34 protein-coding genes and 3 tRNA genes are annotated in these 25,761 nt (G+C 66.5%); 18 read left to right on the plus strand and 19 right to left on the minus strand.

Translation table 11 applies throughout. From position 1 onward, the window contains the following. Positions 1-110: 110 nt before the first annotated feature. From C457_RS02525 to C457_RS02545, 5 genes are all read right to left on the minus strand, one after another. The gene (locus tag C457_RS02525) at positions 111-386 is read right to left on the minus strand and encodes a YgaP family membrane protein (protein WP_008091699.1); all 276 of its coding nucleotides are present in this window, start codon (positions 384-386) and stop codon (positions 111-113) included. Between the two features lie 123 nt (positions 387-509). Continuing rightward, positions 510-1,244 carry a protein-L-isoaspartate O-methyltransferase family protein gene (locus C457_RS02530; RefSeq protein WP_004973396.1) on the minus strand — a complete coding sequence of 245 codons (735 nt, stop codon included), beginning with the start codon at positions 1,242-1,244 and terminating at the stop codon, positions 510-512. Positions 1,245-1,265: 21 nt separating this feature from the next. Beyond that, the gene (locus C457_RS02535; protein WP_008091701.1) at positions 1,266-2,204 is read right to left on the minus strand and encodes a class I SAM-dependent methyltransferase; all 939 of its coding nucleotides are present in this window, start codon (positions 2,202-2,204) and stop codon (positions 1,266-1,268) included. An 87-nt stretch (positions 2,205-2,291) separates the two neighbouring features. After that, entirely contained in the window at positions 2,292-2,948 is a 657-nt protein-coding gene (locus tag C457_RS02540) for an HVO_0476 family zinc finger protein (protein ID WP_008091703.1), read from the minus strand. 120 nt (positions 2,949-3,068) lie between these two features. Then, a complete protein-coding gene (locus tag C457_RS02545) occupies positions 3,069-4,028 on the minus strand; it encodes an aminopeptidase (RefSeq protein ID WP_008091704.1) in 960 nt (319 codons plus the stop codon). A 189-nt stretch (positions 4,029-4,217) separates the two neighbouring features. Here C457_RS02545 and C457_RS02550 point away from each other — a divergent pair, with 189 nt between their 5' ends. After that, on the plus strand, positions 4,218-5,285 hold the full coding sequence (locus C457_RS02550) for a type II glyceraldehyde-3-phosphate dehydrogenase (RefSeq protein WP_049913350.1): 1,068 nt from the start codon (positions 4,218-4,220) through the stop codon (positions 5,283-5,285). A gap of 500 nt (positions 5,286-5,785) precedes the next feature. Here C457_RS02550 and C457_RS02555 read toward each other — a convergent pair whose 3' ends face one another. Continuing rightward, positions 5,786-6,274, minus strand: coding sequence for a metallophosphoesterase (locus C457_RS02555; protein WP_008091706.1), 489 nt, complete (start codon positions 6,272-6,274; stop codon positions 5,786-5,788). A gap of 72 nt (positions 6,275-6,346) precedes the next feature. Here C457_RS02555 and C457_RS02560 point away from each other — a divergent pair, with 72 nt between their 5' ends. Further along, the gene (locus C457_RS02560; protein ID WP_233514178.1) at positions 6,347-6,661 is read left to right on the plus strand and encodes a hypothetical protein; all 315 of its coding nucleotides are present in this window, start codon (positions 6,347-6,349) and stop codon (positions 6,659-6,661) included. Between the two features lie 12 nt (positions 6,662-6,673). On the opposite strand, the gene C457_RS02565 is transcribed toward C457_RS02560, so the two are convergent. Beyond that, on the minus strand, positions 6,674-7,879 hold the full coding sequence (locus C457_RS02565; RefSeq protein ID WP_008091709.1) for a phosphoglycerate kinase: 1,206 nt from the start codon (positions 7,877-7,879) through the stop codon (positions 6,674-6,676). Positions 7,880-7,954: 75 nt separating this feature from the next. Next, positions 7,955-9,007, minus strand: coding sequence for a type I glyceraldehyde-3-phosphate dehydrogenase (gene gap / locus C457_RS02570; protein ID WP_008091711.1), 1,053 nt, complete (start codon positions 9,005-9,007; stop codon positions 7,955-7,957). A 267-nt stretch (positions 9,008-9,274) separates the two neighbouring features. Here gap and C457_RS02575 point away from each other — a divergent pair, with 267 nt between their 5' ends. Further along, positions 9,275-9,637 carry an Hsp20/alpha crystallin family protein gene (locus tag C457_RS02575; RefSeq protein WP_004970480.1) on the plus strand — a complete coding sequence of 121 codons (363 nt, stop codon included), beginning with the start codon at positions 9,275-9,277 and terminating at the stop codon, positions 9,635-9,637. A gap of 23 nt (positions 9,638-9,660) precedes the next feature. On the opposite strand, the gene C457_RS02580 is transcribed toward C457_RS02575, so the two are convergent. Both C457_RS02580 and C457_RS02585 read right to left on the minus strand, forming a co-directional pair. Then, a complete protein-coding gene (locus tag C457_RS02580) occupies positions 9,661-10,533 on the minus strand; it encodes an ATP-grasp domain-containing protein (protein ID WP_008091716.1) in 873 nt (290 codons plus the stop codon). 85 nt (positions 10,534-10,618) lie between these two features. Beyond that, positions 10,619-11,149, minus strand: coding sequence for a 50S ribosomal protein L16 (locus C457_RS02585; RefSeq protein WP_008091717.1), 531 nt, complete (start codon positions 11,147-11,149; stop codon positions 10,619-10,621). A gap of 206 nt (positions 11,150-11,355) precedes the next feature. Here C457_RS02585 and C457_RS02590 point away from each other — a divergent pair, with 206 nt between their 5' ends. Beyond that, positions 11,356-12,006, plus strand: a complete 651-nt coding sequence (locus tag C457_RS02590; protein WP_008091719.1) for a type 1 glutamine amidotransferase — start codon at positions 11,356-11,358, stop codon at positions 12,004-12,006. 1 nt (position 12,007) lies between these two features. Here C457_RS02590 and nucS read toward each other — a convergent pair whose 3' ends face one another. After that, entirely contained in the window at positions 12,008-12,817 is an 810-nt protein-coding gene (nucS, locus tag C457_RS02595) for an endonuclease NucS (RefSeq protein ID WP_049913389.1), read from the minus strand. Positions 12,818-12,973: 156 nt separating this feature from the next. Here nucS and C457_RS02600 point away from each other — a divergent pair, with 156 nt between their 5' ends. The 9 genes from C457_RS02600 (at position 12,974) to C457_RS02635 (ending at position 17,953) form a co-directional block, all read left to right on the plus strand. After that, positions 12,974-13,426, plus strand: a complete 453-nt coding sequence (locus C457_RS02600) for a pyridoxamine 5'-phosphate oxidase family protein (protein ID WP_008091723.1) — start codon at positions 12,974-12,976, stop codon at positions 13,424-13,426. A gap of 83 nt (positions 13,427-13,509) precedes the next feature. Further along, a complete protein-coding gene (locus tag C457_RS02605) occupies positions 13,510-14,367 on the plus strand; it encodes a DUF5995 family protein (protein ID WP_008091724.1) in 858 nt (285 codons plus the stop codon). A gap of 56 nt (positions 14,368-14,423) precedes the next feature. Further along, positions 14,424-14,825 (plus strand): winged helix-turn-helix domain-containing protein, encoded by a 402-nt coding sequence (locus tag C457_RS02610; protein ID WP_008091726.1) that lies wholly within the window; start codon positions 14,424-14,426, stop codon positions 14,823-14,825. 31 nt (positions 14,826-14,856) lie between these two features. Then, a complete protein-coding gene (locus C457_RS02615) occupies positions 14,857-15,018 on the plus strand; it encodes a DUF7560 family zinc ribbon protein (RefSeq protein ID WP_008091728.1) in 162 nt (53 codons plus the stop codon). A gap of 106 nt (positions 15,019-15,124) precedes the next feature. Next, positions 15,125-15,271 carry a DUF7560 family zinc ribbon protein gene (locus C457_RS20510; RefSeq protein WP_008091730.1) on the plus strand — a complete coding sequence of 49 codons (147 nt, stop codon included), beginning with the start codon at positions 15,125-15,127 and terminating at the stop codon, positions 15,269-15,271. Positions 15,272-15,381: 110 nt separating this feature from the next. Then, positions 15,382-15,843: a pyridoxamine 5'-phosphate oxidase family protein gene (locus C457_RS02620; RefSeq protein ID WP_008091731.1), complete on the plus strand. Its 462-nt coding sequence runs from the start codon at positions 15,382-15,384 to the stop codon at positions 15,841-15,843. Positions 15,844-15,897: 54 nt separating this feature from the next. Then, positions 15,898-16,545, plus strand: a complete 648-nt coding sequence (locus C457_RS02625; RefSeq protein ID WP_008091732.1) for a DNA-binding protein — start codon at positions 15,898-15,900, stop codon at positions 16,543-16,545. Positions 16,546-16,651: 106 nt separating this feature from the next. Further along, positions 16,652-17,044 carry a winged helix-turn-helix domain-containing protein gene (locus C457_RS02630; RefSeq protein WP_008091733.1) on the plus strand — a complete coding sequence of 131 codons (393 nt, stop codon included), beginning with the start codon at positions 16,652-16,654 and terminating at the stop codon, positions 17,042-17,044. Between the two features lie 93 nt (positions 17,045-17,137). Next, positions 17,138-17,953 (plus strand): DUF7537 family lipoprotein, encoded by an 816-nt coding sequence (locus C457_RS02635; RefSeq protein WP_008091734.1) that lies wholly within the window; start codon positions 17,138-17,140, stop codon positions 17,951-17,953. Between the two features lie 146 nt (positions 17,954-18,099). Here the strand turns inward: C457_RS02635 and C457_RS02640 are convergent. The 7 genes from C457_RS02640 to C457_RS02670 all read right to left on the minus strand — a co-directional run bounded on the left by C457_RS02640 (position 18,100) and on the right by C457_RS02670 (position 21,188). After that, positions 18,100-18,173, minus strand: a tRNA-Phe gene (locus C457_RS02640). A gap of 49 nt (positions 18,174-18,222) precedes the next feature. Next, positions 18,223-18,948: a DUF2270 domain-containing protein gene (locus C457_RS02645; RefSeq protein ID WP_008091735.1), complete on the minus strand. Its 726-nt coding sequence runs from the start codon at positions 18,946-18,948 to the stop codon at positions 18,223-18,225. Positions 18,949-19,132: 184 nt separating this feature from the next. Next, positions 19,133-19,327 (minus strand): cold-shock protein, encoded by a 195-nt coding sequence (locus tag C457_RS02650; RefSeq protein ID WP_004057909.1) that lies wholly within the window; start codon positions 19,325-19,327, stop codon positions 19,133-19,135. Positions 19,328-19,476: 149 nt separating this feature from the next. Beyond that, the gene (locus tag C457_RS02655) at positions 19,477-19,671 is read right to left on the minus strand and encodes a cold-shock protein (RefSeq protein ID WP_004057907.1); all 195 of its coding nucleotides are present in this window, start codon (positions 19,669-19,671) and stop codon (positions 19,477-19,479) included. Positions 19,672-19,941: 270 nt separating this feature from the next. Continuing rightward, a tRNA-Phe gene (locus C457_RS02660) sits at positions 19,942-20,015 on the minus strand. A 61-nt stretch (positions 20,016-20,076) separates the two neighbouring features. Then, positions 20,077-20,745, minus strand: coding sequence for a hypothetical protein (locus C457_RS02665; protein ID WP_008091750.1), 669 nt, complete (start codon positions 20,743-20,745; stop codon positions 20,077-20,079). 44 nt (positions 20,746-20,789) lie between these two features. Continuing rightward, on the minus strand, positions 20,790-21,188 hold the full coding sequence (locus C457_RS02670) for a VanZ family protein (RefSeq protein WP_008091752.1): 399 nt from the start codon (positions 21,186-21,188) through the stop codon (positions 20,790-20,792). Between the two features lie 116 nt (positions 21,189-21,304). On the opposite strand from C457_RS02670, the gene C457_RS02675 reads away from it, so the two are divergent. Continuing rightward, complete coding sequence (locus C457_RS02675) at positions 21,305-21,502, plus strand: hypothetical protein (protein ID WP_008091754.1); 198 nt, start codon at positions 21,305-21,307, stop codon at positions 21,500-21,502. Positions 21,503-21,730: 228 nt separating this feature from the next. Here C457_RS02675 and C457_RS02680 read toward each other — a convergent pair. After that, positions 21,731-21,804, minus strand: a tRNA-Val gene (locus C457_RS02680). Between the two features lie 93 nt (positions 21,805-21,897). Between C457_RS02680 and C457_RS02685 the strand changes: the two genes are divergently transcribed. The 4 genes from C457_RS02685 to C457_RS02700 all read left to right on the plus strand — a co-directional run bounded on the left by C457_RS02685 (position 21,898) and on the right by C457_RS02700 (position 25,721). Continuing rightward, positions 21,898-22,395, plus strand: coding sequence for a DUF192 domain-containing protein (locus tag C457_RS02685; RefSeq protein WP_008091755.1), 498 nt, complete (start codon positions 21,898-21,900; stop codon positions 22,393-22,395). Positions 22,396-22,435: 40 nt separating this feature from the next. Next, on the plus strand, positions 22,436-22,705 hold the full coding sequence (locus C457_RS02690; protein ID WP_008091757.1) for a DUF7538 family protein: 270 nt from the start codon (positions 22,436-22,438) through the stop codon (positions 22,703-22,705). 128 nt (positions 22,706-22,833) lie between these two features. Then, positions 22,834-23,718 carry a NosD domain-containing protein gene (locus C457_RS02695; RefSeq protein WP_049913351.1) on the plus strand — a complete coding sequence of 295 codons (885 nt, stop codon included), beginning with the start codon at positions 22,834-22,836 and terminating at the stop codon, positions 23,716-23,718. A gap of 125 nt (positions 23,719-23,843) precedes the next feature. Next, complete coding sequence (locus tag C457_RS02700) at positions 23,844-25,721, plus strand: ABC transporter ATP-binding protein (RefSeq protein WP_394295172.1); 1,878 nt, start codon at positions 23,844-23,846, stop codon at positions 25,719-25,721. The last annotated feature ends 40 nt before the right edge of the window (positions 25,722-25,761 follow it).

A 25,761-nucleotide genomic window follows, 5' to 3' on the forward strand; every position in this document is an offset into this window, starting at 1 on the left:
TGTTTCCCGCGGGATATCTGTTTTGATAATTAGGTCTGGCTGCGAGGCGTCCGCTTGCGTGGTTCACACATCGAAACACGGGGCGACACTCGCGGCCCACTCGAAAATGATTATTGCGCGCGGGGCTTGCCCGCGGATTCGGTCTCGGTCGTCTTCGCGCCCTCGTAGGTGTTGAAGCCCAGCAGGTCGTTCAGCGGGCACTTCTGGGTGACCGCCGTGGTCGCGAGGACAGCCCCGACGAGGAGCGCCGCAACCGCGACGACGAGTCCGAGGGTTCCGGCCGCGATGGTCAGGAAGCCCGCGAGGCTCCCCGCCCCGACGACGATGAGCACCGGTCCGAGGACGGCGCGCGCGATACGGTCGTAGCCGCCGACGTTCTTTTCCATGGTTAATTCACCGGCTCTAACTACGCGCTCCGTAGCTAAATCGTAGGTTGGTGATTCCCGCGTCCGGAGAAGCGTGACTGTCGCGCCGGCCGACGCGTCGGAGCGTCCCGCTTTCGCCTCACTCTACCCGCGACCGCCCCAGTCTATCCAGTCTTGTTCCCAGCCGTGGCCGGCGTGCCAGCCCCGGCCCTCGTACTCGGGGTCCTCGCGTCGCGTCCGGTTTCTGACGATGCTCCCCGTCTGCTCGCCGTCCACGAGCAGCGGTTTGAACGACAGCGGGCCGAACGATTCGGCCACCTCGCCGTCCTCGACGGCGACGAGCGTCTGCTCGCCGACGCCTTTCGGCATGACGAGTCGGCCGTCGTCGGCGAGTTGCGCGAGGAGTCGCGCGGGCGGGCGGACCGCCGAGGCCTCGACGAGGATGCGGTCGAAGGGCGCGTAGTCGGCCAGCCCCTCCGCGCCGTCGCGGCAGTCCACGAGGACGCCGCCGTAGCCGGCGCGCTGGAGATTCTCGCGCGCCTCGTAGACGAGCGAGCGCGTGATGTCGACCGCGTGGACGTGAGCGTCGCCGACGATTTCGGCGAGGACCGCGGCGGTGTAGCCGACGCCCGCGCCGACGACGAGCACCTCGTCGTCCGGCTGGGGGTCGAGCGCGGAGAGGAGGCGCGCGACCGTCGTCGGCGCGAGGATGGTCGTGTTCGTGTCGCGGTGCTCGGTCGGGCGGTTCTGATACGGCGAGTCGGTGACGAACTCGTGTCGCGGGACGCTGCGCATGGCGATGGAGACGGCCTCCGGGAGCGACTCCAGCGAGTGCTCCAGGCCGTCGACCATGTCGTCGCGCAGCACCGAGTTGTCCATAGCCGAACTCGGAGGTCGGTCCTAATCAACCGCACGCTCGCCGACGACCGCCTGCATGTCGGTCCCCGGCACGTCTCGGACCGTACAGCCGCCGAATCCGGCCGATTCGACCCACGAGCGAACCGTCGGCTCGTCGTGGAGGTCGCCGCGACCGGTGGCGAGCGCGTCCACCGCCCGCCCCGCGGTCGCCTCGGTCGGACAGCGCCCGTGGAGACTATCGACGAACACCGCCGCACCGCCGGGTTCGAGGGCGTCGTGCGCGCCAGCGACGAGCGCTCGTGCGCCGTCCGGGTCGCGCCCGGCGAAGGCGTCGCCGGCGAAGACGAGGCCGAATCCCGACGCCGGCGGGTCGGTCGGGTCGCCCGCGACGAGGTCCACGCCGGCGCGCGAGAGGAGCGGTCGGACGACCTCAACGGTGTCCGCGTCGTCGACGAGCGTCACGTCGCGGCCGCGGGCGACGAACTCGCGGGCGAAGACGCCCGACGCGCCGCCGAGGTCGAGGACGCGCGTCGCGTCGGGGGCCTCGCGGACCGCGGCGGTCACGCAGGCGCGGACGACCGACTCCTCGGCGGCGTCGTGCGCGCCGAGCCGGTTCCGAAGCCAGTCGTCCGGGAACGCGGGCGACTCCCCGCACGCCATCGTCTCCGGGAGGTCGGCGGAGAGCGAAAAGCGGTCGAGCGCGTGCGGGAGGCGACCGATGGAGCGAACGTCGCGCTTGGCGAGGAAGCCGAGCGCGCGGTTGGTTATCTCGTACTCGTCGCCGACGCGTTTGATGAAGCCCATCGCGGCCAGCGCCTCGACGGTGATGCGGGCGGCTCGGGGGTCGATACCGGCGGTCTCGGCCACGGCCTCGGCGGTGCCGGCGCTCGTCGTGAGCGCGTCGATGACCCCGCTCTCGCGGGCGGCCCATAGGAGCGCGAGCGATTCGACCGACGACTGCGACCGGTCGCGGGTAGGCATGGTCGCACCGACGGGTCGGGAGACAAAAGGTCGTGTGTTGGGCGGGCGGAACGGCTCGTCGGCGGGTCGGAGTGACTCGGTTCCGTCTTACCAGACCGACCACGCGGTCGAGGTCTGGTCGCGGGCGTAGACGCGTTTCGCGTCCTTCGCGTACACCATGTCGCCGGGGTGGTCGAGCTTGCCGTGGCGGTACTCCGGGGCGTCCGAGCGGACGACGAGGCCTTCGATTTCGACCTCCTCGTCGCCGAACGCCTCCGTCTCGCCGACGACGAACTCGTAGTCGCCGGGGACGTTGACGGTGACGCTGCGGGTGTCCTCGCGCTTGCCGTCCTTCGGGTGGATGGTGACGTTGACCGCGACGTTGTCGACGACGCGGGTCCAGACGGTCTTCACGTCCGCGACTTCGGCCTCGTCGGCACGCTGTTCGGGGCCGACTTCGATGCCCGTGATGCGCACGAGCTGAATCGCCTCGGGCGTGTCGACGATGAACTCGTCGCCGACCTCGATGGTCGTGCCGACCGGCACGGGCACTTCGGTCGAGACGGAGTCGCCGTCCTGCGAGACCACGACGTTCATCTCGGTTTCGTCGGGAATCTCGACTTTCTCCTTGTGGACGTGGCTGCATTCGGTACACCGGACGGTCGAGTGACCGCCGGGCTTCAGCACCTCGTGAACGGTGGGTTCGTCGGGCGAACACGTCGGACAGGAGAGGGGGACGCGCTCGCCGGCGTCGGGTAGGCTCATACGGGTCGCTAGCCCATCAGGCCGTAAAAAGCCGCCTTTCTCCGTTTCGGCGTGAGAGTCGGTGGCAGGACGCCCGTTCGGCGAACCGAACGGCCGGCCGCGGTCGCGGCGCGAACCCGCTCAGGGCTGCGGCAGGTCGACTTCCTCGCCGTCGGCGTACACCGTCGGCTCGCGGATGATGCCGTCGAGGTGGAGCGGCGCGTCGGTGTCGCCGCCGATGCCGGCGTCGTCGCCGATGGCGATGTGGACCGTGCCCGCGGCCTTCTCGTCGAGCAGGACGGAGCCGACGAGGTCGGTCACGCCGACGTTGGTTCCGATGCCGATTTCGGCGAGGTTGTAGGCGTCCCGACCGACTTCCTCTGCGGCGGCCTCGACCTGCTCGCGAATGTCGTCGTCGGAAATCTCGGTGACGTAGCCGTCTTCGACCTCGAAGCGGAGTTCCTGTCCCTCGTCGAGGAGGCCGTGGGGCATCATCGTCCCGTCGACGACGTAGGTGCCCGTCGCGGACGCGGGGCTGAGGAAGATTTCGCCCGCGGGGAGGTTCGAAAACGAGCCGGCGTCTGCGATTGCGCCGGTGTCGGCGAGCCACTCGCGGTCGCCGCGGACGAACGTGATGTCCGTGCCCTTCTCGGTCGTGACGCGGAGTTCGTCGGCGTCGCCGACGGCGTCGAGCATCGCCGCGCTGTGGTCGTAGATGGCGTCGTAGTCGGCGTCGAGGCCGGTGACGAACACTTCCTCGGTGATACCCGGAAGCGTCGCGCCGCGAGCGCCGGCGTCGCAGGCGTCGCCGCGGGCGCGGGTGTGGCTCAGGCTCTTCGTCGTCGGCGCGAGGAAGGCGTCACAGGACCGCATCGCGGCGGCGACCGGCGCGGGCGGCTCCTCGCCGTGTTGGTTGCCCGGCGGGTAGCGGACGATTGTGGCGTCGTCGGTCACCTCGCTGGCGACCTCGTAGAGCGCCTCGCCGATGCGCTCGCGTTTGTCGTCGGTGACGACGACGAGCGACTCGTCGGGCTGGAGGTCGAGACACTGGCGGACCGCCGTCTCGCTGGCGGCGCGGAGGTCTGCGTCGGATTCGGGCATGGGGGAACCTGCGCCGGCGGCGCTGTTAGGCGTTCCCATCTGCCCCCTCGCGTTCGGTTCCCGCCCCGCCGCCCCGAATCGGCGGTTTCACTCGCCTCGGAGGTAATCGAGGGACTCACTCGCCCGAGAGTTAATTTCTAAGTATTAACCATCGAAATAACTATAGTCGGGCCCGGTCGTTTGTCACCCATGATACGAGTGGGTGTCAACGGCTACGGCACAATCGGAAAGCGCGTCGCCGACGCGGTCGATGCGCAGCCCGACATGGAACTCATCGGCGTGGCCAAGACCCAGCCCAACTTCGAAGCGCACACCGCGGGCGAACGCGGCTACCCGATGTACGCCGCGATTCCCGAACGCTCGCCGCTGTTCTCCGAGGCCGGCGTCGACCTCGCCGGCGAGGTGGACGAACTGGTTGCCAAGGCGGACATCATCGTCGACTGCACGCCGTCGGGCATCGGCGCAGAGAACCGCGAACTGTACGAGACGCACCACACGCCCGCCATCTTCCAGGGCGGCGAAGACGCCGACGTGGCCGACGTGAGCTTCAACGCGCGGGCCAACTTCGACGCCGCCCGCGACGCCGACTACGTCCGCGTCGTCTCCTGTAACACGACCGGTCTCTCGCGCATCATCGCGCCGCTCGAAGCCGAGTACGGCGTCGAGAAGGTCCGGGCGACGCTCGTCCGCCGCGGCGGCGACCCCGGTCAGAACTCCCGCGGGCCGATAAACGACATTCTCCCGAACCCCATCAAGATTCCCTCGCACCACGGCCCCGACGTGAAGACCATCTTCCCGGACCTCGAAATCGACACGCTCGGGCTGAAGGTCCCGGCGACGCTGATGCACGTCCACGCGCTCAACGTCACGCTCGAAGACGACGTGACCGGCGCGCACGTCCGACAACTGCTCGAAGGCGAGAACCGCGTCTACGTCATCCCGGAGGGGATGGGCATCGACGGCGCGGGCAAGCTCATGGACTTCGCGCTCGACGCGGGCCGCCCGCGCGGCGACATGTGGGAGAACTGCGTGTGGGGCGAGTCCATCGGCGTCAACGGCCGCGACCTCTATCTGTTCCAGGCCATCCACCAGCAGTCCGACGTGATTCCCGAGAACGTCGACGCTATCCGCGCGATGTTCGACACCGAAGACCAGCAGACGAGCATGGAACTCACGGACCAGACGCTCGGTATCGGTATCTCCGGTAGTCCGTCCGGATTCGCTGAGCAGGCGCGCGCGGAGTTCGCCGACGACTAGTCGCGGATCGACTGCTCAGTTCGGTGGGGTGCGGTTCGGTTTGGTACGGCTCGGTGCGGTCGCGGCTTTTCCACCCACTCGGCTCCTTGGAATCCTTAGCGGGTGGTGTATTCTGACTCTGTCCGGTCAGTACAGAGTCCGTATTGTTCAGGTTGATGTTGTCTGCCGTATATTGTGGATTAGCATCCCGACCGTGAGGAGAAACATTACGAGGAGAGAAACCTCGTAAAGTGTATCTGGTGTGGACAATCCCTCATTCATGGACCACAGAAGAATCCAGACAATACATAATGCAACGAGAGAGATTGCCTCTTTCCAGCGTTTTAATCCACTAACGAGTTCTATGTATTGGCACAGTTCTTGGATACTCATAACTACTCGCTCCCCCGCCGATACTACCCCGCTGCGTGACGGTCACTACGCGCTCTCTACTGAGCGGCTGTTTCACACAACAAACCGCTAATAATAGGCGTTGAACGGGCCGCCCACTCGCTTGACGCTCAGAGCGACCGCGACGCCACGTTCCCGGTGTCGAGGTCCACGACGGCGACGTGGAACTCGTCGTCCGCGCCGGGAATCGGCAGGCCGCCGGGGTTGATGTGCGTCGTCGCCCCGCGGTGTTCGACCACGCTCTCGTGGGTGTGGCCGCGCAGGACGAAATCGTACGTTTCGGACTCGACGAGCGCGTCGACCAGTCCGGCCTCGGTGCCGTGGTAGACCGCTATCTCTTGGCCGCCGAGCGTCAGGTGTGCGAAGTCACCGTGGTAGGTGCCGAACGATTCCACCGCCTCGCGGAGCGCCCACTCGCCGTCGTTGTTGCCGCGGACGGCGTGGAAGTCGAAGTCCGCGTCGAACGGCGCGGCCGAGAAGGGCGCGACGATGTCGCCGCAGTGGACGACCGCGTCCACGCCCTCAGATTCGAAGTGCGAGACCGCGGCTTCGACGTAATCGAGGTTGTCGTGCGTGTCGGAGACGACGCCGAGTTTCATGCGCGTCGGTTCGGCGGCGTCGGCTATCAACGTTGGGTGACACTTATGGCCCGCGCGGTCCCCGTTCGGGGCGTGTCAGAACGAGACGGCACCGACGGCGACGCGAGCGAGACTGACGGCTCCGCCGAGACCGCCGACGACGCCGGGGCAGTCGGGTTGCCGGCGCTCAGCGTGACGCTCGGTGGCGGAACGAACGTCGCCGTCGGCGCGGCGATGGCGGGCTACGCGGCGTTCAGCGCCGGGTGGACGCTGGCGGTTCGCGCCTCGGGAAGTTTCCCCGACGACAACGCCGTCGGCGGACTCCTCACGCTGTTGGTCTTCGCGGGCGGCGTCGCGATTCTCGTCGATGGCGCGGCTGGCGTGTTCGCCGAGAAGAGAGACGGGTGACGCTACGCGGCTTCAGTCCTGCGTCAGCGCCTCGACGCCGGCGAGCGGCGCGCCGGTCAGCGCGCGGATGTACGCGCCGCCGGCGATGGAGACGTGGCCGAAGTCGTCCTCGTCCATGCCGTACATCTCGATGGCGCGGGAGGTGTCGCCGCCGCCGACGACGGAGAAGCAGTCGGTCTCGGCGATGGCGCGGAGGACGCCGGTCGTGCCGACCGCGAAGCGCTCGTCTTCGAACAGGCCGAGCGCGCCCTTCACGAAGACGGCCTCGGAGTCGCGGATGATGGGGTCGTACTCGTCGACCGTCATCGAGCCAACGTCGAGGTAGGCGCGGTCCTTCTCCGTGATGTTGGCGACCGCGATTTCGCCGCGGTCGTCGGTCTCGTCCTCGTAGGCGAGGTCGACGGCGAGCTTAATCTGGTCGCCGCGCTCGTCGAGCAGCGACTCGATGGTCTCGCGATTGGCCTCCCACTGGTCGTCGAAGAAGTCCATGCCCTCGAGGTCGAAGCCAACGTCGTTGCCGGCGGCGCGGAGGAACAGTTCGCCGGCGATGCCGCCTAAGAGGAACTGGTCGACCTTGTCGCCGAGGTTGTTCATGACGTCGATGACGTCAGTGGCCTTCGTCCCGCCGACGACCATCGTCACCTGTCCGTCGAACTCGCGGGTGGCGATGGAGGAGTTCGCCTCGTACTCGGTCTGCATCACGCGGCCCGCGTAGGCGGGGAGCACGAGCGGGAAGCCGACCAGCGAAGCGTGCGAGCGGTGGGCCGCCGAGTAGGCGTCGTTGACGTAGGCGTCGACGTGCTCGGCGAGGGTTCGGACGAACTCGGTGTCGGCCTTGACCTCGGGGTCCTCCTCGGGGAGTTCCTCGTCGCACATCCGCGTGTTTTCGAGGAGAAGCACCTCGCCGGCTTCGAGCGCGTCGATGGCGGCGATGGCCGCGTCGCCGTACGTGTCGGGGACGAATCCCACGTCGCGGTCGATGTGGCTCGCGAGGATGTCGGCGTGCTGTTCGAGCGAGACGAAGTCGTCGTCGCCGGGACGGCCCTGGTGGGCCATGAGGACGACGCGGTGGCCGGCCTCGGCGAGTTCGCGGACGGTCTCCGCGTGGCGGTCGAACCGTCGGTTGTCTTGGACCTCGCCGTCTTCGACCGGCGAATTGAGGTCGAGTCGGACGAGTACGCGCTGCTCCGGGTCGAGGTCATCGAGGGTCTTGAACATCGGGTGGAAGAACGTAGAGGAATTACTTAGTGGTGGGTAAGTCGCGCTGAAAGGGCGGGCGATTCGTGGGGGCGTCTACTGGTGGGTGACGAAGTGGGCGACGTCGAGCATCCGGTTGGAGAAGCCGTACTCGTTGTCGTACCACGTCAGTATCTTGTAGAGGCCGCCGTCGTTGACCTGGTTGGTCGTGTTGAGGTCGACGGTGCTGGAGAACGGCAGGCCGAGGATGTCACGCGAGGTGACTTCGTCGTCCGTGTAGCCGAGGACGCCCGCGAGCGGGCCGGAGTCGGCCGCGGCGCGGAAGGCGTCGTTGATCTCCTCGACGGAGGGCTTGTCTTCGAGGCGGACGACGAGCTCGGTGAGCGAGCCGTTCGGCACGGGGACGCGAATCGCCATGCCGTCGAGCTTGCCGTCGAGCTGGGGCAGAATCTCGGTGGCCGCCTGCGCCGCGCCGGTCGTCGTCGGGACGATGTTCTCGGCGGCGGCGCGCCCGCGGCGCTGCTTCGCGTGGGGGCTGTCGATGAGGTTCTGGCTGCCCGTATAGGCGTGGACGGTCGTCAGGAGACCGTTCTCGATGCCGAACTTCTCGTCGAGCACCTTCGCGACTGGCGTGACGGAGTTGGTCGTACAGGAGGCGTTCGAGACGATGTCCTCGCCGTCGTACTCGTCGTGGTTGACGCCGTAGACGATCTGCTTGACCGGCTCGTCGCCCTTCGGCGGCGCGGAGATGACGACCTTGTCCGCGCCCGCTTCGAGGTGTGCGGAGGCGTCTTCCTTCGTGCGGAAGATGCCCGTACATTCGAGCGCCACGTCCACGTCGAGTTCGCCCCACGGAAGCTCCGCGGGGGACTGGACGTTGTAGAGGCTCACCGAGGTGCCGCCGATGGACAGCGAATCGCCGTCGCGCTCGACGCCGTCGAGTCGGCCCATGACGGAGTCGTACTTCGCGAGGTACGCCATGTCGTCGAAGTCCATGACGTCGTTGATGGCGACCAGTTCGACCTTCGGGTTGTCGAGGACGGCACGGAAGATGTTTCGGCCGATGCGGCCGAAGCCGTTGAGTGCCACCCGCACCACGTCCGATTCATCCACGTTCTCGCCCGCGCTGAGGTAGGATTTTTCACTCATGTTCGAGTAGTATCCGTATTGATATGCCGGGCGCAAGAGTATATCTGTTTCGGTAAATCCGACTGAATCGAACGTTACCTTTCATCAGCAATCAATATTGACACAGAAACAAACACAACCAATCAGACACGGACGAGAATTGACACGCCCGAACGGGGACGCACTGTCTGTCCGTAGACGGTCGCTCGCGGCCGAATACTGGCGATTCGCTGCCAGGTGACTGTCACAGGCAGAAACGTTTTATCCTCCGATTTCATAGCGGCCCCCATGGTCAGAGACGACCGCGACGACCCGTTCGACAACATCTTCGACGAAATCGAACGGATGATGAACGACATGACCGGAGGCGACGCCGGATTCGCCTCCGAGACCCACATCGACGTGTACGATGAGGGCTCTACACTCCGACTCGTCGCGGACCTCCCGGGCGTCGACAAAGACGCTATCGACCTCAAGTGCGACGGTGAGACGCTGACTATCAGCGCCGCCGGTGACCGCCGCGAGTACGACGAACGCATCCGCCTCCCGGCCCGCGTCGACGAGCACTCCGCATCGGCCACCTTCAACAACGGCGTCCTGCAGGTCACGTTCGACCGCGCCGAGGACTCCGCCGCAATCGACGTCGAGTAGCGACTCGACTTCGCGCGGCCCGCTCAGGACTTCTTTGCGACCCGCTCGACGAGCGCCGCCAGTCGGTCGAAAAAGCCGTCGTCGTACTTCGCGTCGTCGTCGATGGTCGGCCGGGCGTTCGTCTCCGAGACGACGACCCGGCCGTCGGATTCCAGCAGGTCAACCCCGAGATAGCGGATGCCCAACTCGTCGGCGACCGCTTCGGCGAGGTCGCGGTGTCGCTTCGGGAGGTCCGCCCCGACCGCCTCCGCGCCCCGGTGGACGTTGTGCTTCCAGCGCCCGCCGTCGCGCGCGCCCTCCGTCAGTCGGCGCTCCACCGCGCCGACCACCTCGCCGTCGAGCACCATCGCTCGGTAATCGCGGGCGTCCGGCAGCCACTCCTGAATCAGGAACGACTTGTCGCCGGTCGCCCGGAAGTCGTGGACGAGGCTCAGCACGTCCGCGTGCCCCGAAAGCGAGTCCGGGTCGTGGGCCTTGGCGATGCCGACGCCCCGCGTCGTGGAGTTCGGCTTGACGACGACCGGATAGTCGAGACCCGCGGACTCGACGGCGTCGAGCAGGTCGGACTCGTCGGCCGGGTTGGAGACGTAGACGCTCCGCGGAACCGGCACCCCGGCGCGTTCGAGCGTCGCGATAACGCCCGCCTTGTTCCGCGAGGTGAGCACGTCTTCGCGCGTGTTCACCCACGGGATGTCGTGTCTGGCGGTGACGACGCCGCCTTCCATCGGACGCGAGGGGTAGACGAAGCCGGCGTCGAACGACCCGGCCGGCGGCGTCGAGAGGTCGAGTGCGAACCCCTCGGCGGGGAGGTGACCCACGTCGATGCCGCGGTCGCCGAGCGGGCCGCGCATTCGCTCGAACGTCTCGCTGGAGGTGGTGACCGCCAACCGAAGCATACGCTACGAGGTGACGTCCCGGGGGAAAAATGATGGGTTCGAGGCGAGGCGCGTTCCGAACACGCGCCGGCGCGAGGTCGCGAACTTACGCGACGAGCAGCTCTTCGCCGCGCTCGACGACGATGCGGCACGGCGGCGACATCTTGTTGTACGCGCGGCGGAAGGCGTCCTTCGCGGTCGCGGCGTCCTCGACGTCGCAGTAGATGGTGAACACCGTCTCGCCCTTGGGGATGCGAGCGGCGGTCCCGACGACCTTCCCGAACGACTGGCGCATCCCGTCGGAGACACGGTCCGCACCCGCACCGGTCGCCTGCTTGTTCTCGCGGATGACGTGGTGCGGGAACTTGCGCAGAATCATCTTGTACTGCTTTTCGCCCGCGTGCTTGAGCATGAGGCGGTTGGCAGACAGACGCGCGGATTCGAGCGAACCGTGGCGAATCTGCACTTCCTCTTCGACCTTCAGGCTGATCTGGACGGGGTAGTCCTCGGGGTCGGCCTGCAGGTCGCCCATGTTGTGCTGTGCGATCTTCGAACCGGGGATACCCGTGATGTACTCGCGTCGGGTGTACGCCGGGTTCGTAATCTCCCGGTACATAGAGGCGGGTTTGTCTGACATGGTTACTTGTGAAACCGAAGGGTCAGGCGGGCTAAAAACGCTTCGAAGCTTCATTCGCCCGCCGCGGTCGTGTCAGGGGCTCGCACGTCGGTTCGCCGCGATGGGCCACCGAACCGCATTCGAGTCCCACCGGTCCCCGGCGGCGGGCGAGTCGACCCCTCGACCGGGAGACACGCTTATGCGCCGCCGTCGCTACGGTTCGGACCATGTTGCTCGTCTGCGACTGCATGGCTGCGGACGGCCCCGCGTACTTCACCGACGCGCTCGCCGACCTCGCCCTCGACGGCCGCGAGGGGACCGTTCACTCGCTCCCCAACGACGGCCTCCCGACGCTCTCGAACGTCGACGCCGTCGTGCTCACCGGGAGCACCGCGGGCGTCTACGAGGCCGACGAGCGCCCGTGGCTCGCCGACGCTCGCCTGCTCGCCCGCGACCTCGTCGCCCGCGAACTGCCCACGCTCGGTGTCTGTTTCGGCCACCAACTCGTCAACGACGCGCTCGGCGGCACCGTCGAGGCCGGCGACCAGCGCCGCGGCATCGCCGACGTTGACCTCGGCGACGACCCCCTATTCGATGGCGTCTCCGGGCGCATTCCGATGGTCCACGGCGACTACGTCGTCGCCCCCGGCGACCGCATGGAGACCGTCGCCTCCGCGGACTACTACGACCACCTCGCGACGCGCCACGAGGACGCGCCCGTCTGGACGGTCCAGTACCACCCCGAGTTCACGGCCGACCTCCTCGACCGCATCGCCGACGACTTCGGCTGGCCCGACGGTGGCGCCGACCGCGACTTCGACGACGTGACGGCCGCTCGGACCGTCGAGAACTTCGTCGCCGCCGCCGGTCTGGACTGATTTAGGCCTCGTCGCCGGCCGCGCCGTCTTCTTCCGCTTCGGCCCCGTCTGAACCGCTGTTTTCGCCGTCGTCCTCCTCGACCGGAGGTTCGCCCGTCTCGGGGTCGAGCGCGACGAACTCCAGCCCCTCGCGGTCGAGCATGTCCGCCGCTCGCTCGGTCACCGAGGGAGCGACAAGGACGCCGCGAACCGGCTCGTCGTCGCCGAACTCCCGGTGGAGCGCGTCCACGTACCGTCGGAGCTGACTCGCCGCCGAGGGGCCGACGCGCCGGCGCTTCAACTCCACGACGACCGGGACGCCGTCGGCGTCCTCGCCGAAGATGTCGATTGCGCCCGCGTCGCTCTGCCGCTCGGTCTCGAGCGGCTCGAAGCCCGGTTCGAGGATGTCGGGGTCCGAGAGGATGTGCTGCCGCAGGTCCTCCTCGCTGCCGACCAGTTCGAGGTCGCTGCGGTCGTTCACGGCGTAGGCCGAACACTGCTCGACGCGCTCGAAGTGCACGTCGAGTCGCTCGTCGGGGCTCGTGCGCGTGCTCCGGACCCGAAGCCGGCCGTCGCGGACGCTCGCGGAGTGGGTACACCCCGGCGGTTGCCAGTTGACGGGCGTCCGTTTCTCGTCCGTGTGGACCAGAATCGAGCCGTCCGGCTTCAGGACGACGAGCCGGTCGCCGGGGCCGAGTTCGCTCGTCGCGCGGCCGTCGTAGTCGACCGTGCACCGACCGAACACGGTCACCATGTCGCCGCGCTCGAAGGCGGCTTCGAGGTGGACGAGGGCGTCGCGGTGCGTCGGCCGGTGGAGTGTGTTCACCGTCATCCGGGTGTCGTCCCGCGGTTCGTCGTCGCCGGGGATAAGCCCCGCGTCGCGCGTCGGGGTCGAGCGAGCGAGCGCCGCGGCGGCCACTCGTCGGTCGCTGGTCGCCGGTCTCCGGGTCGCTGGCAGGCTTATGTCATCTCCGTGCGTATATCTCCCATGGCCCCTGACTTCGCCGAACACAACCGAATCGAGATGCCGTCGGAGGAGATAGACCGCCTGCTCCGCGAGGAGGGCGTCGGCGTCCTCTCGCTCGCCGACGACGGCGTCGCCTACGGGATTCCCCTCTCGTTCGGCTACGACGCCGACCGGGGACGACTCTACTTCGTCTTCCTCCGCCCCGGCGAGTCCTCGAAGAAGGCCGACTTCGCCGAGCGGACCGCCCGCGCGAGCTTCGCCGTCTGGAACGCCCCCTCGCGGGACGAGTGGGAGAGCGTCGTCGTCGACGGCGAACTCCGCCGGGTCGACGACGGCGACTGGGACCGCGTCCACGACGTGCTCGAAGACAACGCGTGGTATCCGACTCTGTTTTCGGAGACGGAGCCGATGCAGGACATCCTCGGGTGGGAGCTTCGTATCGACTCCCGGTCCGGTCTCCAGCGCCGGGCGTGAGCGTCCCACCCGCTGATTCTCGGTCGCGAGCGCGTGCGCGCCGGTATCGTTATCGAAGGCGGGACCGTCTGGACGGCCAACCCATGCGACGGACGACGTTCGAGGAGGGAAGAAAGCTCGCGGCCGCGGTGCGGACGCCGAATCCGTCGCTCTCCGGTGTCGCCCGCGACGCGACCGAGGAGGTTCTCGAACTCGTCGACGCGCCGTTCCGGGACGTGGCCGACGCCCACGAGCGGCTGTCGGCGCTCGAATCGCTCCTGTACGAGCGCGGCGACCGCCGCGCCGCCTTCCTGACCATCTACGTCCGCGTCACCGCCGAGGTCGACCGCGGACTCGGCGGCGGCGAGTTCACCGACCCCGAGTGGGTCGCCGACTACCTCGTTACCTTCGCGGACCACTACCGCCGGGCGTTCCGCGCCTTCGAGCGCGGCGACCACGACGACGTGCCCGACCCGTGGCAACTCTCCTTCGAGACGGCGCTCGCCGGGGAGTCGCTCGTGGTGCAGGACGTGTTGCTCGGCGTCAACGCGCACGTGAACTACGACCTCGCGCTGGCGCTCCACGAGGTCGGCATCGACCCCGACCGCCCCGCGAAGTACGACGACCACCGCCGCATCAACCGGGTCCTCCGCCGCCTCGTCGACGAGGAACAGGACCTCATCGCCGAGCGGTACGCCGACGGCGTCGCCGACATCGACGAGTCGCTGGGTCGGCTGGACGAGGCGCTGTCGTTTTTCACGCTCCGCGAGGGGCGGCGGAACGCGTGGCGCGGCGCGGTCGCGCTGACCGACGGCCGGTTCCGCCCGGTCGAGCGCGCTGTCTACTGGTACCTGCGGAGCCTCACGATGGGCGCGGGCCACTTCATCCTCGCGCCGAGTTCGAACCCCGCGGTGCGCCGCAGACTGGCTCAACTCGAAGCCGGAGACGGGTCGAGTACTTAAACCACCCCGGATAGCGCGGGCGGAGATACCTCCCGTTGTCCGTCGTCTATCGAAGTATGAACTCCTCTTCCGCTTTCGCCGCCCGTGGTGCATCGACGCTCGACCTGACCCGGCCCCAGCAGGTCGCCGCGGAGCCGTCGGCCGTCCTCTCTGCGCTCAGCGACGGCGACAGCCGGCGAATCCTCGCCGCCTGCGACGGGGCCCCGCGGACCGCGCAGGAGTGCGCCGAACTCTGCGACGTGCCGCTGTCGACGGTCTACCGGAAACTCGACCTGCTCACCGAGGCGTCGCTCCTCGACGAGCGACTGCGGATTCAGACCGCGACGCACCACCCGCGGGAGTTCGCGACCACCTTCGACACGCTCTCGGTTTCGTTCGACGACGCCGGCGTGTCGCTCGCGTTCCGGCAGGTCGCCACCGACGGCGGCGAAGACGGCGAGGAGGGGCGGTCGCGATGACGGCGACGCTCGCATCGCCGGAGGTGGACTGATGAGCGCCACGTCGCCGACGGACGACTACGAGTTCACGTGCTCGCAGTGCGGTGAGCGGTTCGCCGTCAACGACGGGATGCGTGCGGCGGTCCTCGAACGCGGCTGTCCCATCTGCGGGAGTCCGACCTCGACCGAGGCGTTCGCTCCATGTTCCGCGTGAGGTTCCATTCTTCTCTGTGCCCGGTTGGGACGTTCGCTCCACCGCGCCCCGGGCGTTCGAAAAACAGTAGGCTACATATACGTGTGCCACGCGTACTACGAACCACATGAGCGACAGCGCGGACTACACATTCGTCTGCCCGGAGTGTGCGGAGTCCATGCTGGTCAACGACTCCATGCGCGACGCCCTCCTCGAAAACGGCTGTGTCATCTGCAGCGCCGCGCTCACGCCGGACGCCTTCTCGACCGCCTGAGCGACTCGCGCCTGCGACCGACCCCGCCGATATCGCCCGGTTGGTGTCTCTCGGACACCGCCGAGAAGTAACAGTAATTACGTCGGCCGCGAGTCTGGTGGTACGAACCGATGTCTCTGGACCAACAGACCGAACTCTCGCCCGACGAGATACGCGAGGTCCTGTCCCGTCACGAGACGGGCGTCCTCTCGCTCGCGAAGGCGGACGAACCATACGCGATTCCAATCTCCTACGGCTACGACGGCGAGAGCGGTCGCTTCTATCTCCGTCTCGTCTCCACGCCCGAAAGCGAAAAGCGGCAGTTCCTCACGTCGTCCCCGCGGGCCCGACTCGTCGTCCACGAGTCGAACGACGGGAGCTACCGGAGCATCATCGCCGAGGGGACGCTCGAACGCGTCGACCCCGACGAGCTGACCGTCGAACGCATCGTCCAGTACGGTAAGGCCAAGCGACCGCTGTTCGAAATCTGGGGCGAGACGAAGCGCGACCTCGACATCCAACTGTTCGAACTCGACCCCGAGACGCTGGGCGGCCGGGCGGTCGAACTGGACGTCGCGGAGTCCGACCAGTAATGTCCGTGGTCGTCGCGTCCCGCGGCGAACACCGAGTCGCCCGCGCGTAACACGATGCCCGCCGGTATTCGCGCCACGGTCGAATTCGACTCGCCGTCGGTCTGTCCCGTCGCCTCGGTCGCTCACTCGACGGACTCCGTCGTCGATTCCGTCTCGACCAGCGTCGTCTCTACCCCGGGCGACGTCAGCGTCTCCGAGTTCGTCGTCGAGGCCGACGACCCTCCGGAGGCGTCCGCGCTCGAACCCATCTTCTCCTACGGCTCGAAGCACCTCTACCGCTACACCCACGACGGGAGCGCCGGCTGTCCGTGCGAGTGCCTCGGCGAGTTCGGCTGTCCGGTCGACCGCTACTTCGCCCAGCGCGGCAGTCTGACGCTCGTCTTCCACGCCGCCGACTACGAACAGTTGCAGGCCGTCATCGGCGAGCTTCGCGACCGCTTTCCCGGACTCGACATCAAGCGCCTCGTGCGCTCGCCCACCGGCGACGCCCCCGGCGACAGCGTCTTCGTCGACCGCGGGAAGCTCACGGCCCGTCAGCTCGAAGTCCTCCAGACGGCCTACGACATGGGCTACTTCGAGCGCCCGCGCGGAGCCAATGCGACCGAGGTCGCGGCCGAACTCGACATCAACCAATCGACGTTCTCGGAACACCTCGCCGCCGCCCTGACGAAACTGCTCGGCGACGTCCTCGAAGAGGGGTAGCGATTTCGCCGCCGCGGTCGGCGGCGGGGGGAGGGGATGGAGGTATATAAACGTCCCACGCTATCGTGGTTGTCCGTTGGTCCCGGTCCGCCGACTCTACAGAAGTATGAGTCAGGCTTCGCTCCCCTTCGCCGTTCGCTCCCCGACCGCCTCGTCCGAACCCCGCGTCGTCGACGACCACGCCGCCGTCGACGCGCTCTTTTCGCTTCTCGAAGACGACGACTGCCGATGCATCCTCGACGCGACCGACGGCGTCGCCCGCTCGGCGAGCGAACTCTCGGAGGCGTGCGACCTCCCGCTCTCGACGACGTACCGAAAACTCGACCCGCTCGTGGACGCCGGCCTCCTCTCGAAGCGCCTGCGCGTTTCCCGGTCCGGCAGCCACACCGCCGAGTACGAACGCACCGTCGACGACGTGACCGTCTCCGTCACCCCGTCGGGGGTCGAGGTCCGCGTCTCGCACCGCGACGTGGCGACGTCGGCGTCGGTGACGGTCTGAGCGGCGCACTCGCGCTTTCGTTCGCCGGCTTCGCCGCCGGCCGCGTCGAATCGGCCGCGAGTCACTGCGCCTACTTAAGATTCTACTCGTCGTATGGTTGTCGTGTATTCCAACCGTATTCCCGTCCTGATTGTCGCGGTTCTCGTGCTCCTCGCCGGCTGTACCGGCGGCGCGGACGTTGTGCCGGGCGCCCAGACCGACGACATCGACGAGCCCGATGGGGGCGGCGACAGCGCGGACTCCGACGCGAGCGGAACCGACGACTTCGAGTTGAGCGACCCCGAGCGTGTCCTCCGCGACGCCGGGAGTTTCACCGTCAGTTGGTCGTACACCGGCGTCGACGCGAACGGCGTCGAGACCGAAGTCACCCGCGAGTTCTACGCCGACCTCGAAGCCGAGCGGTCGTACAGTCGAACGACCTCGGCGACCGACGGCCAGCCCGACTCGGGAGCCGTCGAGCAGTACGTCGCCGACGGCGTGACGTACGTCCGGATTGGCGACGGCGCCGAGGCCACGTACACCTCGTACGAGGGGTCGATGGAGGTTCTCGCCACCGCCATCGCGCTCTCGCAGGCTCGCGCGTACGGCGCTGACGACGACCTGACGTTCGCCGGCACCGAGACGTTCGACGGGGTGTCGGTCGAGCGCTACGAGCTATCGACCGCGAGCGAGGCGCTGATTCTCGCCGGGTCGGCCGCGGCGCAGGGCGACCCCGGGAATCTGGAGGTTACGAACTTCGAGTACGCCGTCCTCGTCGACGAAGACGGCCTCTCGCGCCACGAATCGTGGGCGTTCTCGGGGCGGATGGACGACGGCACCGAGGTACGCGGCTCGTGGGAGTACTCGCTTACGGGCGTCGGTTCGACGACCGTCGACGAACCCGCGTGGCTCGACGAGGCGCGGGCGTAAGCGGAGCTTTGACTCTCACTCTCGGTCTGAAAATGGGTGGTTCTCCCGGATTTGAACCTCACTCGCAAATCGGAGATTTGCTCGCTGGTTCAAATCAGTCCGGCGTCGTTTCTTCGATTCTTCGCTCCGCTCAGAATCTCAGAATATGCCGCCTCCCGGATTTGAACCGGGGACAGCTCGATCTTCAGTCGAGTGCTCTCCCAGTCTGAGCTAAGGCGGCGCGATTCGACAGACGCGCAGGAGCGAAAAAACCATTTCGAATTGCGACGCTACGAGTCGCCGTACTCCGACTGCTCCCATCCCGTCACGTCGCTCGGAATGAGTTCGCCGTTGACGTGCCACTCGCGCGGGCGGAACGAGATACCGAGCAGGGTCGCGTAGAACCCGGCGACGAAGGCGACGACGATGTTTCCGGGGACGCCGCCGACGCCGGCGCTCCCGACGAGCGTCGCCCCGTCCGTGTACGCCGTGAGCTGGATGACCCACGCGACGAGCATCACGACGAACAGCGGGAGGTACACCCGTCGGAGCCGGTGGGAAAGCGCCTCCTCGAAGGGTATCTTCATGTTCGGCGTACGGTAGTCCTCCCCGAGTTTCTCCCGCCAGTCCTCGTCGAGGACGCCGCCGTCCGGGTCGAGCGCGTACGCCCAGACGTTCTGCTGAATCATCCGGACCCGAGAGCGCCAGATGTCGTACGCGCGGAAGCGCCGCGCCTCGATACAGAGGAAGATACTCAGCGTCACTACCCCGAGGAGGATGATGTAGTGCGGGTGCGTTTGTGCGGAAAACGACCACGTCAGAATCCCGGCCATCAGCGTAATCGCCCAGTTACTGGTCCGGTCGAGCCGCTCGCGCCACGACTTCATCCGGTGTATTTCGCCCCGGTAAAGGTGTGCAAACGACGAGCCAGGGCCCATCGTCTCGTCGAAGACGCCCGCGCCGATATGGGAGTCGTCTATTCCCGCGGGAGGTTCCAGCTCCCCGTCGTCGGACATTGTTGTTCGTTTGATGCACAACTACGAGAGGATAAGAGCCTTCTGGGTTCGACAGGTTCGTGACGCCCGGTCGGGACTGCGTCTACTCGAGGCGGGGGGTCCTACAGCACAGCCTCACGGCTCAGGGGTGCGTAAAAAAACTCTCAGAAATCGATTCGTCTGTCTGCTGAATTCGGAAACCGAATTACAGGCGCGTGACGTTCGTCGCGCGCGGGCCCTTGGGGGCCTGCTCGATGTCGAACTCCACTTCCTGACCCTCTTCGAGGTCCGGACCGCCAACATCTTCCATGTGGAAGAACACGTCGTCGTCCGCGTCGTCAGTAGAGATGAAACCGTAGCCGCCAGTGTCGTTGAAGAAGTCGACCTTACCTTTCGCCATTGCAACTGTACAACGACCCTGCGGACGGATAACCCTTCCGCATGTCTGTGACTCAGTCACCCGGTCGCCGAAACGCCGTCGCTCGCGGTCGTGAAAAACGGAGGAAAGTTCGTCAGTTTGTGAATGTACTGCGGTGAACGGAAGCCTGCTTAGAGGCGGGTGACGTTCGTCGCGCGCGGGCCCTTGGGGGCCTGCTCGATGTCGAATTCGATTTCCTGACCCTCTTCGAGGTCCGGACCGCCAACATCTTCCATGTGGAAGAACACGTCGTCGTCCGCGTCGTCAGTAGAGATGAAACCGTAGCCGCCAGTGTCGTTGAAGAAGTCGACCTTACCTTTCGCCATTGCCTTTGCATCCAGCGACCTCACGCGTATAAGTCTTCTGAAGAACGCCGCAGGTCTCTGTGGTGCTGTGTGTTCGAGTCTACGGGTCTGAGCCGCTGAACTCGGGCGTTGTTCCGATTGGTCGTTGAGAACTCGACTGCCGCCTTCCGAATTTGAACCTCACTCGCTCGCTCACTTTGTTCGCGTCGCTCGCTGGTTCAGAATCCGGGAGGCGACATTTTCACTGCTCACGACTCGGTTGCAACGCTCTCTCGGTAGTTCGCAGGAAAATGCCGCCTCCCGGATTTGAACCGGGGACAGCTCGATCTTCAGTCGAGTGCTCTCCCAGTCTGAGCTAAGGCGGCTCGCACTCTTCCGAAGCCGGACCGCATCAAAAAGACTTTCGAATCGCCCGTCGGCGCTGGGTCAGCGGTGCCGGCCGCCCGTCGCGCTCGCCCGCGCCCGCTCCGTCCGCGACCGAATTCCCTTGAGCATCTTCCGCTCCATGGCGAACTGGACCGGCTCGACGACCAAGCGGTTCATCGCGCGCCCGCGGAGCGTCTCCGACCGGCCGCGGTATCTGATGATCAACCGCGTCGCGCCGGGAGCCACCTCGTGCAACGCGAACGTCCATACCGCCGCGCTCTCACCGGTCTCCCAGCCCGGCGCACTCAACACGAGCGTCCGCTCGGGTTCGACCAGCGCGACCCGGAACGACGGCGCGCCCGAGCCCGGCGGGCCGAGTCGTATCTCGTCGCCCACGTCGAGCCGCTGGTGTTGCGGGAGGATTTGGTCCGCGTTGTGAATCTGCAGGCCGAACAGGTTCTCCAATCGCTCGTAGCTGTAGAAGCCGCCGCGGTCCTGCCCTAACTGGACGAGCCACGGCCAGACCGCCCGCGCGGGGGCCGCAATCGTAATCGCCCGCGTCGAGGTGACGTCCGCGTCGCCGACGAAGTCGTCGCCGGGGAGCCAGCCCGTCGCCTCGTCGTCGGTGGTCCCCCAGCGCCTGTGCCACGGTCGAACCGCGAGGAGGTACGTCCCGACGACGCCGATTCCCGCGAGACCGAGTGCCCGGATGAGTCGTCTCGTGCCCATTGCCTTCACCGTTCGTTCGCCCTTCGTGAGGGGGTGAGATAACCCTACCTCCGGGGTTCCGCGACCCACGCGACCGCGACCCAGAGCGCCCCACCCACGACCGCACCGAGGAGGTTCGCCCCCGCATCGGCGACGCCGAACGACCGGTACGGCAGCACCGCCTGCACGAGTTCGATACCCGTCCCGAACGCGGCGGCGACGACGACGGCTCCAACGACTTCTTTGCGTTCCCTGGCGCGCACCGCGGACGCGAAGACGAGCCCGAGACCAGCGTACCCGGCCGCGTGGACCCACTTATCGAGGCCGACGAGTCCGAGCGGACCCATCGGTGCGAGACTCCCCGGCGGCGTCGGAACGATTGATGCCACGAGGACGACGAGCGCGTAGCCGAGCGCGACGGCCGCCCGCCGAGGGGTCTCACGGAGCCGCGCGACTGTGTTCACTACTCGGTTGTGGGTTCGTGTTGGGCTAAAAGGGTTCGCGTCCTCGTGGCTCTGAGCGCTATCACACAGAACTAAATGGTCCGTAGATCAACACTTCCGGGACGACTGTGTCACAGATGCTCCCCCGCTGGTTCACCTCCAAATCGTTCGCAGTACAGCTCATCATCCTCGCGTTAGTCTTCGACCCGCTCGGGTTCGTCGGCGGCTACCTCCTCGCCCCGTCGCTGGGTGTCGAACCGCTCCTCGGTGGTGCGTACGGCCTCGTCGCCGCCAGCGTCCCGATGTCGCTTTTGGTGATGCAACGGAGCGCGTGAGTCGGCTCGGGCGGATTCGAACCGGACCGAGACTCGCTGCGCTCGTCTCGTAGGGTTCAACCGCCCTCGCGGCAGAAAATCACGCTCGCTGCGCTCACGGATTTCATGGGCTCGGGCGGATTCGAACCTCGGTCGCAACTCTGCGAGTTGCTCCCTGATTCGAATCCTTGTCGCCCACTCAGCCGACACAGACTCCTCGCTACGCTCGTCGTACTGTGTCGTCAGAAGTGGGCTCGGGCGGATTCGAACCACCGACCTCAGCCTTGTAAAGGCCGCGTCATAACCAACTAGACCACGAGCCCTGCATCTCAATCGAACCGGTTCGCGCTCATAACGGTTTTCGTTTCGACCGGTCCCCGGAACCCTTAGACCCGCGGCGACCGTCACGTCCGGCAATGACCTCCCGCGCGCGAACCGCGCTGCTCGTCGTCGCCGTCGTCGTCGCGGTCGCGAGCGTCGCGTACCTCACCAACCCCGCGGTCGTCCCCGGCTCGACCGACGACTACGAACGGACCACGCTCACCGTCGTCGACGACGAGACCGGAGAGACGCTGGCGACCGTGGACGCCCGCGTCGCCGACACCCGCGCCAAGCGCTTTACCGGCCTGAGCGACACCGAGTCGCTCGCCGAAAACGAGGGGATGTGGTTCGTCCACGACTCGTCTGGCACCTACGCCTACGTGATGCGCGACATGGACTTCCCGCTGGACATCGTCTTTGTCGCCGAAAACGGCACCATCACGCGCATCCACCACGCCGAACTCGACCCCGAGGGAACGAGCGAGTCCGACCTCACCCGCTACCGCGGAACCGGGAAGTACGTCCTCGAACTCCCGTACGGGTACACGAACGAGACCGGCATCGATGCGGGAGACCGGGTCGAAGCCGAGTAGATGCGAAACACCCGAAGGGCCGGCGACCGTTGATCCCACTATGACAGCACACGTCGCGGCGCTCTCGGAACTCGAAGGCTGGCGCGCCGAGGGGTTCGCCGCACGAGTCCACTATCGCGGGGCGGACGACGCCTACAGCATCGAGTACTACGAACCGTCCGACTGCGTCCTCTACTGGAAGGTAAAAGGCGACGGCGAGGTCGCGGTTCCCGTCAGTCGCGACACGGTCCCAGACCCGCTTCGCGAGCGCGTCCGGCAGGACCTCGTCGAGGCGGGCATCGACCCCGACGTCGAAGACCGAGTGGTCTGAGCGCCCTGGACGCACCCGACTCGGCCCCGCCGGTCGGAGTTGCAGTACGTCACGAATGCTGATACGTAGTTGGTATGTATCTCACAATATCTGTATTTGTCCCGACGTGTTGTAGTTGAGAGGGTGTCATGTCAACTCGACTCACGAGGAGAGGGGCGCTTCGCGGACTGGGTCTCGCCGCGCTTCCGGCGCTCGCGCCGGGTGTGTTGCAACTGAGAACCGGCGAGGAGGTGCTTTCGGGATGTGCGAGCGTCACCGAACCGGGTCGGTACTACCTCGATGGCAACCTCGACTGTCTGGAGGTTCTCGCCGACGACGTCCGAATCGACGGCCGGGGACACGCCGTCGTCGGCGAGACGACGATTTCGGGCAGTCGCGTCTCGATAGCCGACATCGTGCTGACGAAGGGCGGTCGAATCACCGATTCGAGCCGGGTGTCGATAGCGGACTCGCAAGTCGTTGGCCATCCGGACGATTGGAGGCCACAGTTCGTCGTCGCGGACTCGTCACGCTGTGCGGTGACGAACACGAGCTTCTTCACGCCGAGCGTCAGGGGCGTGGTTCTCGACCGCGTAGTGCGAACCCGGTTCGAGTCGTGTACGCTCATCAGTCCGGTCGTGCTCACGCTCACGGATTCGCACCGAAACGAGTTCGTCGACTGTGAGTTCAGAACCGACACGCTTCAGGTCTCTCTGTATGGGAGCACGCAAAACAGCTTCCAACGAAACCTCGTCGACGGAGAGGGCCCCGGCTTCCGACTCCGCGACAGCCATCGAAACCGCTTCGTCGAAAACGAGGTCCGCATCATCATCGCCGGGTTCGAACTCGCTGGAAGCGACCGCAACGTAATTCGTAAGAACGTCGTGACGACCGGCCTCCTTGCCCACGGCGTCACGCTGGACGACTCTCATCGCAACCGACTCGTCCAGAACGACCTCTGCGGCGTCAGCCAACAACCGGTCGTCGAATCCGGCGGCTCGACCGGGAATACGGTCCAGAACGCCTCGTGTTAATCTACCGGCGGGCCGCTCCCCCACCCGAGTACTTTACTGCGAGCGCCCCCTGAACCGTTGTCGTGCCCCCTGATATCGACGACGACGACCCGTTCGAGGACCAACGAGCGCGGGTCGATAACCCGATGCGGCGGCTGTTCGCCGAGTACGGCCGCGAGAACACCTTCGAGTTCGTCGTGGGCGTCCTCGCGAGCGTCGCCGCCCGCGTGCTCGACCTCATGCCGCCGGTCATCCTCGGCCTCGCCATCGACGCCATCATCCGGCAGGACAAGTCCTTCGCGGCCGGTTTTCCCGTCCTCCCCGAGGCGTGGATAGCGCCGTACGTCCCCGCGACCAGAGACGGTCAGTTCTTCTTTGCCGTCGGCATCATCGTGTTCAGTTTCACCGCCGGCGCGCTGTTCCACTGGCTCCGAAACTGGGGCTGGAACGCCTACGCCCAGCAGATTCAACACGACGTCCGGACCGACACCTACGACCGGATGCAACTGCTCAACATGGACTTCTTCGCCGACAAGCAGACCGGCGAGATGATGTCCATCCTCTCGAACGACGTGAACCGGCTCGAACGGTTCCTCAACGACGGGATGAACTCGTTTTTCCGCCTCTCCGTGATGGTCGTCGCCATCGCGGTGGTTCTCATGTCGTACAACTGGCAGCTCGCCCTCGTCGCCCTGTTGCCGGTCCCGCTCATCGCGCTGTTCACGTGGAAGTTCGTCGATATCATCCAGCCGAAGTACGCCGACGTGCGCTCGTCGGTCGGCAAACTCAACTCCCGGTTGGAGAACAACCTCGGCGGCATCCAAGTCATCAAGACGTTCAACGCCGAACCCCACGAGTCCGACCGCGTCGACGGCGTCTCGATGGACTACTTCGACGCCAACTGGGACGCCATCAACACCCGCATCAAGTTCTTCCCCGCGCTCCGAATCCTCGCGGGCATCGGCTTCACCCTCACCTTCGTCGTCGGCGGCCTGTGGGTCATCAACGGACAGGGTCCCGGTCCCTTCACCGGCGACCTCGCGGTCGGCGAGTTCGTCACTTTCATCCTGCTCACCCAGCAGTTCGTCTGGCCGCTCGCCCAGTTCGGGCAGATTATCAACATGTACCAGCGTGCCCACGCCTCCAGCGCCCGTATCTTCGGCCTGATGGACGAGCCCGCGCGGCTGGCCGAACAGCCCGACGCGCCCGACCTCGCCGTCTCCGAAGGCCGCGTCGAGTACGACGACGTGACCTTCGGCTACGGCGACGGCGAGACCATCGTCGAGGACATATCCTTCGAGGTCGACGGCGGCGAGACGCTCGCGCTCGTCGGCCCCACGGGCGCCGGGAAATCGACGATTCTCAAGCTCCTGATGCGCATGTACGACCCCGACGAGGGGCACGTCAACATCGACGGCCAAGACGTGCGCGACGTGACCATCTCCAGTCTCCGGGAGTCCATCGCCTACGTCAGCCAGGAGACGTTCCTGTTCTACGGGACCGTCCGCGACAACATCACCTACGGCACGTTCGACGCCGACGACGAGGCGGTCGTCGCGGCCGCGAAAGCCGCCGAGGCTCACGAGTTCATCTCGAACCTCCCCGAGGGGTACGACACCAAGGTCGGCGAGCGCGGCGTGAAGCTCTCCGGCGGCCAGCGCCAGCGCGTCTCCATCGCCCGCGCCATCCTGAAGGACCCGGACATCCTCGTCCTCGACGAGGCGACCTCGGACGTTGACACCGAGACGGAGATGCTCATCCAGCGCTCGCTGGACGAACTCACGGCCGACCGGACGACGTTCAGTATCGCCCACCGCCTGTCGACTATCAAGGACGCGGAGCAAATCGTCGTCCTCGAAGACGGGCGCATCGTCGAGCGCGGGGCGCACGACGACCTCCTATCCGAAGACGGTCTCTACGCCCATCTCTGGGGGGTTCAGGCGGGCGAAATCGACCAACTCCCCGACGAGTTCGTCGAGCGCGCCGCCCGCCGGCAGGCCGAGGTCGACGCCGGCGACGACTGAGGCTTCGCGTACCACTAAGGAGGGGGCAAACACTTCTTTC

Source organism: Haloferax prahovense DSM 18310 (assembly GCF_000336815.1).
Lineage (GTDB): Archaea > Halobacteriota > Halobacteria > Halobacteriales > Haloferacaceae > Haloferax > Haloferax prahovense.

Coding starts and splice junctions, on each gene's coding strand:
- C457_RS02655 (WP_004057907.1), bottom strand. CDS start 19,671: ATGGCGAAAGGTAAGGTCGACTTCTTCAACGACACTGGCGGCTACGGT.
- C457_RS20510 (WP_008091730.1), top strand. CDS start 15,125: ATGAGCGACAGCGCGGACTACACATTCGTCTGCCCGGAGTGTGCGGAG.
- C457_RS02665 (WP_008091750.1), bottom strand. CDS start 20,745: ATGGGCACGAGACGACTCATCCGGGCACTCGGTCTCGCGGGAATCGGC.
- C457_RS02605 (WP_008091724.1), top strand. CDS start 13,510: ATGCGACGGACGACGTTCGAGGAGGGAAGAAAGCTCGCGGCCGCGGTG.
- C457_RS02650 (WP_004057909.1), bottom strand. CDS start 19,327: ATGGCGAAAGGTAAGGTCGACTTCTTCAACGACACTGGCGGCTACGGT.
- C457_RS02545 (WP_008091704.1), bottom strand. CDS start 4,028: ATGCCCGAATCCGACGCAGACCTCCGCGCCGCCAGCGAGACGGCGGTC.
- C457_RS02675 (WP_008091754.1), top strand. CDS start 21,305: ATGCTCCCCCGCTGGTTCACCTCCAAATCGTTCGCAGTACAGCTCATC.
- C457_RS02590 (WP_008091719.1), top strand. CDS start 11,356: ATGTTGCTCGTCTGCGACTGCATGGCTGCGGACGGCCCCGCGTACTTC.
- C457_RS02685 (WP_008091755.1), top strand. CDS start 21,898: ATGACCTCCCGCGCGCGAACCGCGCTGCTCGTCGTCGCCGTCGTCGTC.
- gap (WP_008091711.1), bottom strand. CDS start 9,007: ATGAGTGAAAAATCCTACCTCAGCGCGGGCGAGAACGTGGATGAATCG.
- C457_RS02525 (WP_008091699.1), bottom strand. CDS start 386: ATGGAAAAGAACGTCGGCGGCTACGACCGTATCGCGCGCGCCGTCCTC.
- C457_RS02575 (WP_004970480.1), top strand. CDS start 9,275: ATGGTCAGAGACGACCGCGACGACCCGTTCGACAACATCTTCGACGAA.
- C457_RS02535 (WP_008091701.1), bottom strand. CDS start 2,204: ATGCCTACCCGCGACCGGTCGCAGTCGTCGGTCGAATCGCTCGCGCTC.
- C457_RS02580 (WP_008091716.1), bottom strand. CDS start 10,533: ATGCTTCGGTTGGCGGTCACCACCTCCAGCGAGACGTTCGAGCGAATG.
- C457_RS02540 (WP_008091703.1), bottom strand. CDS start 2,948: ATGAGCCTACCCGACGCCGGCGAGCGCGTCCCCCTCTCCTGTCCGACG.
- C457_RS02585 (WP_008091717.1), bottom strand. CDS start 11,149: ATGTCAGACAAACCCGCCTCTATGTACCGGGAGATTACGAACCCGGCG.
- C457_RS02615 (WP_008091728.1), top strand. CDS start 14,857: ATGAGCGCCACGTCGCCGACGGACGACTACGAGTTCACGTGCTCGCAG.
- C457_RS02635 (WP_008091734.1), top strand. CDS start 17,138: ATGGTTGTCGTGTATTCCAACCGTATTCCCGTCCTGATTGTCGCGGTT.
- C457_RS02610 (WP_008091726.1), top strand. CDS start 14,424: ATGAACTCCTCTTCCGCTTTCGCCGCCCGTGGTGCATCGACGCTCGAC.
- C457_RS02530 (WP_004973396.1), bottom strand. CDS start 1,244: ATGGACAACTCGGTGCTGCGCGACGACATGGTCGACGGCCTGGAGCAC.
- C457_RS02700 (WP_394295172.1), top strand. CDS start 23,844: ATGCGGCGGCTGTTCGCCGAGTACGGCCGCGAGAACACCTTCGAGTTC.
- C457_RS02600 (WP_008091723.1), top strand. CDS start 12,974: ATGGCCCCTGACTTCGCCGAACACAACCGAATCGAGATGCCGTCGGAG.
- C457_RS02690 (WP_008091757.1), top strand. CDS start 22,436: ATGACAGCACACGTCGCGGCGCTCTCGGAACTCGAAGGCTGGCGCGCC.
- C457_RS02550 (WP_049913350.1), top strand. CDS start 4,218: ATGATACGAGTGGGTGTCAACGGCTACGGCACAATCGGAAAGCGCGTC.
- C457_RS02645 (WP_008091735.1), bottom strand. CDS start 18,948: ATGTCCGACGACGGGGAGCTGGAACCTCCCGCGGGAATAGACGACTCC.
- C457_RS02620 (WP_008091731.1), top strand. CDS start 15,382: ATGTCTCTGGACCAACAGACCGAACTCTCGCCCGACGAGATACGCGAG.
- C457_RS02695 (WP_049913351.1), top strand. CDS start 22,834: ATGTCAACTCGACTCACGAGGAGAGGGGCGCTTCGCGGACTGGGTCTC.
- C457_RS02565 (WP_008091709.1), bottom strand. CDS start 7,879: ATGTTCAAGACCCTCGATGACCTCGACCCGGAGCAGCGCGTACTCGTC.
- C457_RS02625 (WP_008091732.1), top strand. CDS start 15,898: ATGCCCGCCGGTATTCGCGCCACGGTCGAATTCGACTCGCCGTCGGTC.
- C457_RS02630 (WP_008091733.1), top strand. CDS start 16,652: ATGAGTCAGGCTTCGCTCCCCTTCGCCGTTCGCTCCCCGACCGCCTCG.
- nucS (WP_049913389.1), bottom strand. CDS start 12,817: ATGACGGTGAACACACTCCACCGGCCGACGCACCGCGACGCCCTCGTC.
- C457_RS02555 (WP_008091706.1), bottom strand. CDS start 6,274: ATGAAACTCGGCGTCGTCTCCGACACGCACGACAACCTCGATTACGTC.